The 1548-nt window shown below is 71.6% G+C and carries 2 pseudogenes; one reads left to right on the forward strand and one right to left on the reverse strand.

Annotated features, from left to right (window positions below):
• A pseudogene (locus ACWDNU_RS45565) lies at nucleotides 1-503 on the forward strand (hypothetical protein); the annotation flags it as partial.
• Here the strand turns inward: ACWDNU_RS45565 and ACWDNU_RS45570 are convergent.
• Nucleotides 417-1548 (reverse strand): annotated as a pseudogene (locus ACWDNU_RS45570) (hypothetical protein); the annotation flags it as partial. The pseudogenes ACWDNU_RS45565 and ACWDNU_RS45570 sit on opposite strands and share 87 nt — an antisense overlap.

Here is a 1548-nt window from a genome sequence, read left to right on the forward strand (position 1 = left end):
CAGGCCGGGGTCGCGCAGGCGGAATTGCCCCGCTACCGCGCCGCCCTCGCCGGGCCCTCGATGGTCAGGACATCGCGGGACAGGTCGACGAGCTACGGGTCGTCGAGCACAACGGCCGCCGCATCGCGGCCTCCCCCGCCCCGTCCCAGGGCACGCCGAACTACTACCCCGGCGGGCGGGTGGCCGGTCGGCCGGTCCCCGCGGGGTGGTATTCGGAGCCGTGGTGGAAGCCCGCGCTGATCGCCGGCGCCTGGGGCGCCGGTTCGGCACTGCTGTTCACGACATTGTTCGCCGGGATGTCCGGAGTCGGCTACGACGCCCAGGCCTTCGAGGACGGCACCGGCGAGGCGGCGCTCGACCAGGATGCCGGTCAGGGCGAGGTCGGCCAGGATCCGGGGTACGACCCGGGTCAGGATTCAGGTGGGTGGGGCGGCTCCGAGGGTTTCGACGGTGGTGGATACGACAGCGGCGGGTTCGACGGCGGCGGACTCGACTCGTTCTGAACCAGCCGGTGGTCCTGGACCGGCTCTGGCGCCGCCGAGATAGCCGGGGCCATGGTGGGTGAAGGGTGTCTCGCGGTGGTTAGGCGGGTTGAGGTCGTCCGGGGCTCGGCCTTCGGCCCAGCTCACGTGATGCCGGTGCCGACCGTCCGCGCGACCGACCGCCCGTTCGACCCGGAGACCGGGGAACAGCCGGTGGACCCCGACGACCAAGTCACCTCGATCCGCCCAGGGCGCACCGCGCACAGATAGACCGACCTGCGCCGGAATCTTCCAGAGTCCGCCTGGGCCGAGGTCGATCGCATCAACGCCGACCTGGCCTCGCTCGATCCCGCCGAACCCGATCCGGCCAGAGTCGATCGCGCCGAGGCAGACCGGTCCGCCGGCCCCGATCGGCTGCCCTGCACCTGCCCCGGCCGCCGACTCCACAGCAACGCCCTCGGCCACCCCCGCAGGTCCAGCCCCGACCGTCGACTCGGCAGGAGCACCCTCGATCGTCGGCTCAGCGGAATCGCCCCCGGCAGGCGGGTCGGCAGGCTCGGTTCTCGCACGGGGTCGGGGCGGACCGTCCTCGGATGCCGGTTCGGCATAGCCATGTCCGGGACCACTCTCGGTCGACGGCTCGGGCGGCTGGACTTCAGCCGCGGGCTCGGATGAATCGACGCCGGGAGCGGGCTGATCAGGGTCGGCCTGGTGCGGTAATGCGATGCCGAATGTGTTGAGCAGCGACAGGATCGGCTCGATGGGTGATGGGCTCGCCGGGAGGATCCGGTCCAGCGCAGGGCTGGTGACGGCCAACGGCGTTCCGGGTTCCGAGGGCGGAATACCTTCCGCTGTCGCGTCTTCCGTGCGTCCGAGATCCGGAGCGATGGGCACGATCGCGTCGACGATCGGCGGCGACAAGGACGGACCGAACGCGGTGACCAGCGGAATGGTCGGAGTGTGATCGTCGGCGGCGGCCACGCCGGCCACCGACAGGGCGGCGAACAGCATGCCAGCCAGCAGCCCGCCACGGAGGAAACCGGCTGCGCGCATCACACACTCCTTC

The sequence above is a fragment of the Amycolatopsis sp. NPDC003676 genome (assembly GCF_053587275.1).